At 70.3% G+C, this 7,602-nt stretch carries 6 protein-coding genes; 4 read left to right on the top strand and 2 right to left on the bottom strand.

Features of this window, described 5'->3' with window-relative positions; genetic code table 11:
- Window positions 1–8: 8 nt before the first annotated feature.
- Window positions 9–971 carry a PfkB family carbohydrate kinase gene (locus tag KD1_RS02185; RefSeq protein ID WP_245627239.1) on the bottom strand — a complete coding sequence of 321 codons (963 nt, stop codon included), beginning with the start codon at window positions 969–971 and terminating at the stop codon, window positions 9–11.
- Window positions 972–1,006: 35 nt separating this feature from the next.
- On the opposite strand from KD1_RS02185, the gene KD1_RS02190 reads away from it, so the two are divergent.
- Both KD1_RS02190 and KD1_RS02195 read left to right on the top strand, forming a co-directional pair.
- Window positions 1,007–1,933, top strand: a complete 927-nt coding sequence (locus KD1_RS02190; protein WP_245627240.1) for an AAA family ATPase — start codon at window positions 1,007–1,009, stop codon at window positions 1,931–1,933.
- A complete protein-coding gene (locus KD1_RS02195; protein WP_083541941.1) occupies window positions 1,930–3,435 on the top strand; it encodes a VWA domain-containing protein in 1,506 nt (501 codons plus the stop codon). Before KD1_RS02190 ends, KD1_RS02195 begins: the two co-directional genes overlap by 4 nt.
- Before the next feature lie 64 nt (window positions 3,436–3,499).
- Here the strand turns inward: KD1_RS02195 and KD1_RS02200 are convergent, their stop codons facing one another.
- Window positions 3,500–4,270: a hypothetical protein gene (locus tag KD1_RS02200; RefSeq protein WP_157073114.1), complete on the bottom strand. Its 771-nt coding sequence runs from the start codon at window positions 4,268–4,270 to the stop codon at window positions 3,500–3,502.
- A 441-nt stretch (window positions 4,271–4,711) separates the two neighbouring features.
- On the opposite strand from KD1_RS02200, the gene KD1_RS02205 reads away from it, so the two are divergent.
- Window positions 4,712–6,502 (top strand): acetyl/propionyl/methylcrotonyl-CoA carboxylase subunit alpha, encoded by a 1,791-nt coding sequence (locus KD1_RS02205; RefSeq protein WP_068396887.1) that lies wholly within the window; start codon window positions 4,712–4,714, stop codon window positions 6,500–6,502.
- A gap of 123 nt (window positions 6,503–6,625) precedes the next feature.
- Complete coding sequence (locus tag KD1_RS02210) at window positions 6,626–7,483, top strand: acyl-CoA thioesterase (protein WP_068396890.1); 858 nt, start codon at window positions 6,626–6,628, stop codon at window positions 7,481–7,483.
- Window positions 7,484–7,602 lie beyond the last annotated feature (119 nt).

Raw genomic sequence — 7,602 nt, forward strand, 5'->3', positions numbered from 1 at the left:
CGAAACCATCACTCAACGGGGGTGTGCGTCGCAGGGGTGGGCGCGGCGTGGGTTTGCGCGGCCAGGAACGCGTCGATCTCCGCTGCGCCCGGCGCGGTCGACGGACCCCGCCGCGTCACCTTGATCGCCCCGGCCGCGTTGGCGCGCCGCGCGGCGGTCACCCAGTCCGCGCCCTTGGCTCGCTCGGCGATGAGCACCCCGGTGTGGGTGTCGCCCGCGCCGTTGGTGTCCACCGGCTCCTGCGGGAACCCCGCGACGACGTGCACGTCCGCGCCGTCCCAGACCGCGCACCCCTCCGCCCCGTCGCGCACGACCGCGACGGCGCCCGGCACGAGATGCCCGGCCACCGACTTCGCCGCCTCACCCATCGACGTCTGCCCGGTCAGCGCCTCCGCCTCCTCGGCGTTCGAGGTCCACACGTCGGTGATCGCGAGCATGCGATCACGCAGCGGCCCCGGCAACTCGGCGAACACCGCTCCGGGATCGAGCACGATGTGCACCCCCGCCGCCAGACCCTCCAGCCACGCCAGCATCGGCTCGACCGTCGGCGGCACGAGCGAATACCCACTGACGCACACGATGTCTCCGTCAACCGGGCGACTGGCCGCCAGCGACTCGACCGAGATGACCCGCTCAGCCCCCTGTGTCGTGACGAACGTGCGCTCGGCCGTCGGTTCGAGCAGCACGACGCACACACCCGTGTCGAGGTCCCAGTTCTGCGGCGCGGTCACGGCGATCCCCTCGGCGTACAGCACGGCGCGTACGAGCTCGCCGTTGGGGCCCGTGCCGTGGCCACCGGCGTGCACCGCCTGCACGCCCGAGCGCGCCGCGGCCAGCAGGATCGTCACCGCTCCCCCGGCGTACCGTTCACTCGCCTGCGCCATGACATTGCCGCCGCGCCGGGGCAGCATCGGCACGTCGACGACGAGGTCGACGAGCGCCTGGGCGGTGTGGATCACACGTGCGGCCATGGACGCGAGCATGCCACGCAGGCAGGATGAACGACGTGACCACCGCCACTGACTCCGCGCCCAGCGCCACTGCCACCCCTCGATTCACCTCCGTCGAGGACGTCCTGACCAAACTCGCCGACGTCGGCTATCTGGCGTCCGAGGCCATTGCGACGACCGTGTTCCTCGCCGATCGACTCGGCAAGCCGCTGCTCGTCGAGGGCCCCGCGGGCGTCGGCAAGACGGAGCTGAGCAAGGCCGTCGCGCGCGTGACCGGCGCCGATCTCATCCGCCTCCAGTGCTACGAGGGCGTCGACGAGGCGCGGGCGCTGTACGAGTGGAACCACGCCAAGCAGCTGCTGCGCATCACCGCGGCCGGAGCTTCGCACGGGGCCGGCGAGCACGGCGGCGAGTGGGACGAGGTGCGCGACAACATCTTCACCGACGAGTTCCTGCTGGCGCGACCGTTGCTGCAGGCGATCCGCTCGGAGAACCCGAGCGTGCTGCTCATCGACGAACTCGACAAGGCCGACGTCGAGATCGAGGGCCTGCTGCTCGAGGTGCTCTCCGACTTCGCCGTGACGGTGCCGGAGCTCGGTACGCTCACCGCCACGCATCGCCCGTTCGTGGTGCTGACGTCGAACGCCACGCGCGAGCTGTCCGAGGCGCTGCGGCGGCGGTGCCTGTTCCTCCACATCGACTACCCGCACGCCGAACTGGAGCAGCGCATCATCACCGCCGCGGTGCCCGACCTGGACGCGTCGCTGGCGGAGTCGGTCGTGCGGCTCGTCGGCCGGCTGCGCGACCTCAAGCTGCGCAAGTCGCCGTCGGTGGCCGAGACGATCGACTGGGGGCGCACGCTGCTCGCGCTCGGGGTCGACTCGGTGGACCCGGCCGTGATCCGCGACAACCTCGGGGTGCTGCTCAAGCACCAGGACGACATCGAGCGGGCCATCGACGCACTCGACCTGAGGTCGGCATGAGCGGAGCGTCGTTGGCCGGCTCTCCCGTGACGGCGGCTCCGCTGGCCGGCCGGTTGCGCACGATGGCGGCCACGCTGCGCGCCCACGGTGTGCGCGTCGGTACGACCGAGGCGGTGGACGCGGCGTCGGTGATCGACGTGCTGGGGATGACCGACCGTGACCAGTTGCGGGCCGGGTTGGCGGCGGCGTTCCTGCGGCGCAGCGGGGACCGGCAGGTCTTCGACGACGTGTTCGACCTGTACTTCCCGGCCGCGCTGGGAGGTCGCGCGGACGCGGGCCTGCCCGAGATCGACCCGGCCTTGACCCCGCGAGAGAAGGCCACGGTGATCCGCCAAGCCCTGTCGAAGGCACTGGCCACCGATGACCAGAAGCTCATCACCGCGTTGGTCGCGCTGGCCGTGGAGCACCTCGGCAAGTTGCCGAACGAGTCGACGATGGGGTCGTACTCGGGGTTGCAGGCGCGTGACCTGCTCAACCCGCAGACCGCGATCGCCGGGGCCATGGACGAGGCGCGGGCGATGCGCGGCGCGGGGGCCGGTGACGGATCGGGCAGCGGTACCGGCGGCGGTCAGGAGGGCGGCGGCGGTGGCTCGGGCGGTGGCACCGGCGGCAGCGTGGGCCAGGAGTTCGACGAGGCCCTGCTGCGCGACCGCATGCGCACTCGTGCCGCCGAGATCACCCAGCAGATCAACGTCGAGGCCCGGCGGCGCAACGCCGAACTGCGCGGCACCGAGCGGATGGCCAAGTACGCCGTGGCCACGCCGATGGAGCAGAAGGAGTTCCTGCTCGCCGGGGCGAAGGACCTTCAGGAGCTGCGGGCGATCCTGGGGCCACTGTCGCGCAAGTTGGCCACCCGGCTCGCCGCGCGGCAACGGCGCGATGACCGGGGGAAGATCGACATCCGGCGCACACTGCGCTCCTCGATGGCCACCGGTGGGGTGCCGCTCAAGCCGGTGTTCCGCAAGCGCAAGCCGCACCGGCCGGACCTGGTGATCCTGTGCGACATGTCCGGTTCGGTGGCGGGGTTCTCGAGCTTCACGATCCTGCTGATGCAAGCGCTGGCGGGCAGTTTCCGCCGGATGAAGGTCGTCGGGTTCGTCAATTCCTGCGCCGATCTGACCGAGATCGTCACCACCTCGCCGCTGGGGGCCGACCTCAAGCCGCGGTTGGCGCAGGTCGAGGGCATGACACGGTGGGATTCGAGCAGTGACTACGGCAGTTCGTTGGTCAGTTTCGTTGATCAGTACCTCGATTTCGTCACGCATCGGAGCACTGTGTTGATCTTGGGCGATGCCCGCACCAACGGCACCAACCCCCGCGTGGACCAGTTGCACATCATCGCCGAGCAGGCGCGTCACGTGGCGTGGCTCAACCCGGAGCCGTCGCGCTCGTGGGGCGTGGGCGATTCGGTGACGTCGGTGTACGGCGCGGTGGTCGGCATGCATGAGTGCCGCAACGTCGAGCAGTTGCGCGACTTCGTCACCCGTCTGCTCCCTGTGTGAGGGGTGTGTGGGGAAGTGGTCGCTGGGACGACCACTTCCCCACACACCGGGCGCCGATTCCCGCTCAGTCGACGCGGACGGCCGGACGAGGGCCAGCGACGCCCAGCTCGATCGTCTGGCGCAGGCGACTCAGAAACGTGTCTGGATTGCGGTACAGGGTCCACGGGGTGACTCCCAGCACGCGCACGCCCACCGCAACGTAGGCGCTGTCCTTCTCCACGGTTCGCGCCCACTGATCTCCACCCTGATCGTCGAACCCTTGGTGGTACTGCCGCGACTGGACCTGGACCGCGACGCCTGCCTCCTCAAAGTAGGCGTCGGGGCACCCGATGAACGTCTCGGTCGCGACGCTCACCAACCGTCGGTTGGTCACCATGCTCGGGAATCCATGGCGGCCGCCGATGAGTTCACGCAGTACCGCCTCCGGCCTCGACCATGCCCCCTGGCGGAACGCCTCCAGTCCGCGCTTCACCGGACCAACCGAGGCGATCGGGCGCCCGCGCATCTCCTGTGCCAGCTGCTCCGGTGAGGCCAAGCCTCGCTGCAGGATGCCAATCGCCAGGTGCTCCAACTCCTGCATCGTGTGTCGCTCGAACACCGACGTGTCGACCAGCGCTCGTGCTGGGCTAGCGATCCTCAGCACCCCCTGAGTTCTCACCACGCGCGGAAGTCGTCGGGTCCGCACCAGTCGCGCCCGGTCATGTCGGCGGACGTATCCGCCTTGCGCGAGCAGGAAGGTGGCGTGGCGGGGCGGCTGCGTTCGCACGCCCAGAGCACTCAATGCCCAGGAGCCGGTGAGCACCGCATCGGGGCCGGCCCACAGCGCCAGCGCCACCCGCACTGTTTCCGAGTCCAGCGGACCCCGATGTGGAGCGATCACGCCCGGCATGGGCTCCTGCCACTTCGTGGCGCGACCATGCCGGATCCTCGACCGGCTCCAGCCAGCAACGCGGAGTTGATCGATCGTGGCGAGTCCCTGCTGGCCCGCCAAGCGCGGAAAGGAGGGTCGTTCGGTGCCTTCCACGAGGGAAGGACGGTCTGCGTCCATACCCCGAAGGATGGCCGCGCCTCAGACAGGCGTCCCGCGTACACCTGCGCCCGGTGGACAGCGATCCCTTGCCCCATCCGGCTGTGGACAACTCCCGTCAACAGCCGGGTCCCTGTCGTGTGTGGGGATCTGGTCGCTCGGACGGCCACATCCCCACACGCCAGGGTGGCGCCCACGACGCGCGCCTGCGTGCATGCACGCCGAATCGCTCCGCTAGGCTCCGTAGCCATGGCGCCAATCAGCAAAGTACTCATCGCGAACCGTGGCGAGATCGCCGTCCGTATCGCCCACGCGTGCCGTGACTCCGGCATCGGTTCCGTCGCGGTCTACGCCGACCCCGACCGCGACGCCCTGCATGTGAAGGTGGCCGACGAGGCCTACGCCCTGGGCGGCTCGACCCCCGGTGACAGCTACCTCCTGCAGGACAAGCTCATCGAGATCGCCAAGGAGGCCGGCGCCGACGCCGTGCACCCCGGCTACGGCTTCCTCGCCGAGAACGCCCACTTCGCGCAGGCGGTCATCGACGCCGGCCTGACCTGGATCGGCCCCGGCCCCGAAGCCATCGACGGCCTCGGTGACAAGGTCAAGGCCCGCCACATCGCCACGCGCGCCAACGCCCCGCTCGTGCCCGGCACCGCCGACCCGGTCAGCGGCGCCGACGAGGTCGTCGAGTTCGCCAAGCAGTACGGCGTCCCGGTCGCGATCAAGGCGGCCTACGGCGGCGGCGGTCGCGGCCTCAAGGTCGCCCGCACCCTCGAGGAGATCCCCGAGCTGTACGACTCGGCCGTCCGCGAAGCCGTCACCGCCTTCGGTCGCGGCGAGTGCTTCGTCGAGCGCTACCTCGACAAGCCCCGCCACGTCGAGACCCAGTGCCTCGCCGACCAGCACGGCAACGTCGTCGTCGTCTCCACCCGCGACTGCTCGCTGCAGCGCCGCCACCAGAAGCTCGTCGAGGAGGCCCCCGCGCCGTTCCTGTCCGACGAGCAGAACGCCGAGCTGCGTCGCGCCTCCAAGGCCATCCTCAAGGAGGCCGGCTACGTCGGCGCCGGCACCTGCGAGTTCCTCGTCGCCCAGGACGGCACGATCTCCTTCCTCGAGGTCAACACCCGCCTCCAGGTCGAGCACCCGGTCACCGAAGAGGTCACCGGCATCGACCTCGTCCGCGAGCAGTTCCGCATCGCCAACGGCGAGGAGCTCGGTTACGACGACCCCGCGGTCACGCGCCACTCCATCGAGTTCCGCATCAACGGCGAGGACGCCGGCATGAACTTCATGCCCGCCCCCGGCACCGTCTCGCTCTTCGAGCCCCCGACCGGCCCCGGCGTACGCCTGGACACCGGCATCGTGCAGGGCGACACCATCGCCGGCGCGTTCGACTCGATGCTCGCCAAGCTCATCGTCACCGGCAAGGACCGCCAGCAGGCCATCGAGCGTTCCCGGCGCGCGCTGGCCGAGTTCAAGGTCGAGGGCATGCCGACGGTGCTCCCCTTCCACCAGGCCGTCGTCAACGACCCGGCCTTCGCCCCCGAGGACCCGGCCACACCGTTCTCCGTCTACACCCGCTGGATCGAGACCGAGTTCAACAACACCATCGAGCCGTACAAGGGTGAGGTGGCCGAGGCCGACGAGGCCGGCGAGCGCCAGAAGGTCGTCGTCGAGGTCGGCGGCAAGCGCCTCGAGGTCGTCCTGCCCGGCGGCCTGTCGCTCGGCGGCGGCAGCAACGGAGCCGCGAAGAAGAAGGCCCCGAAGCGCGCCGGCGGTGGCAAGTCCGGCGCCGGCGCCTCCGGTGACTCGCTCGTCGCGCCGATGCAGGGCACCATCGTCAAGATCGCCGTCGAGGAGGGCGCGACCGTTGCCGAGGGCGACACCATCGTCGTGCTCGAGGCGATGAAGATGGAGCAGCCGCTCAAGGCCCACAAGTCCGGTGTCATCCACAACCTGACCGCCGAGGTCGGCGCGACGGTGTCCAACGGCGCGGTCCTGTGCGCCATCAAGGACGAGAGCGACGCGGTCTCCTGACCCGCTGACCACCCGCCACGAAGGCCCCCGCGCGAACGGCGCGGGGGCCGTTCGGCATCCCACGGGCGGAGCGTCGTACGGGCGCCTGCGGGGTCCACGATCGCCGTCGACTACCCTCCCCCCATGTCCTCCACGCCCTCCTTCCATCCGGTCAATCGCCTGGCCGAGTCCCTCGTCGTCGAACCCCTCGGCGACGACCGCTTCCGCGGCAGCACCCCGCAGACCACGCTGCAGCGCACGTTCGGTGGATTGGTGGCGGCCCAGGGCCTGCTCTCGGGCGTGGCCACGGTCGAGGAGCCCTTCTCGGTGCATTCGCTGCACGGGTACTTCATCCGCCCGGGCATCCCGGATGAGCCGATCACGTTCGCCGTCGACCGGGTCCGCGACGGGCGTTCCTTCTCGCTCCGGTCCGTGACCGGGCTGCAACGCGACAAGGTCATGTTCTCGATGACCGCCAGCTTCCACGTGCCGCAGGGCGGGCTGGAACACCAGAACGACATGCCGCAGGTGCCCACCCCCGACGAGCTACCCGAGAACGACTTCCCGGAGGAGTTCTCCGAGTTCCTCGGCACGGAATGGCCCGACTGGGACGTTCGGTTGGTCCCGGCGGCCGACACGCCCCTCATCCCCGGTGTGGCCTCCCGGCAGATGTTCTGGTTCCGCCATCGCCACGCGCTCCCCGAGGACCCGCACACCCACGTCGCCGCGCTGACGTACATGAGCGACATGACGCTCATCAGTGTCGCCTGGCGGCCGCACGTGGGCACCGAGGCCGAGGGCGCCTCGCTCGATCACGCCCTGTGGTTCCTGCGGCCGTTCCGCGCGGACGGGTGGCTGCTCTACGACCAGTCGTCACCGTCGGCGCACGGCGGTCGCGGCCTGGCTCGCGGCTCCATCTTCGACCCGCAGGGCCGCATGGTCGCGAGTGTCACGCAAGAGGGCCTGATGCGGACCTCCATGCAGCCGATCCCGGGCACGTGACGCCTGCGCCTCAGGTGATCCACGTCCCGACGAGGTAGAGCACGCCGAACGGATCCTCGTCGTGCCAGGTGCCCAGGCGCAGTCGCTCGGGTGAGGCGGCCACCGCCGCTGCGGCGACC

It is taken from the genome of Kribbia dieselivorans NBRC 106261 (assembly GCF_001552435.1).
GTDB lineage: Bacteria > Actinomycetota > Actinomycetes > Actinomycetales > Dermatophilaceae > Kribbia > Kribbia dieselivorans.

Excerpts from the sequence above, each read along its gene's own strand:
- KD1_RS02185 (WP_245627239.1), bottom strand. The coding sequence starts at position 971 with ATGGCCGCACGTGTGATCCACACCGCCCAGGCGCTCGTCGACCTCGTC.
- KD1_RS02195 (WP_083541941.1), top strand. The coding sequence starts at position 1,930 with ATGAGCGGAGCGTCGTTGGCCGGCTCTCCCGTGACGGCGGCTCCGCTG.
- KD1_RS02205 (WP_068396887.1), top strand. The coding sequence starts at position 4,712 with ATGGCGCCAATCAGCAAAGTACTCATCGCGAACCGTGGCGAGATCGCC.
- KD1_RS02210 (WP_068396890.1), top strand. The coding sequence starts at position 6,626 with ATGTCCTCCACGCCCTCCTTCCATCCGGTCAATCGCCTGGCCGAGTCC.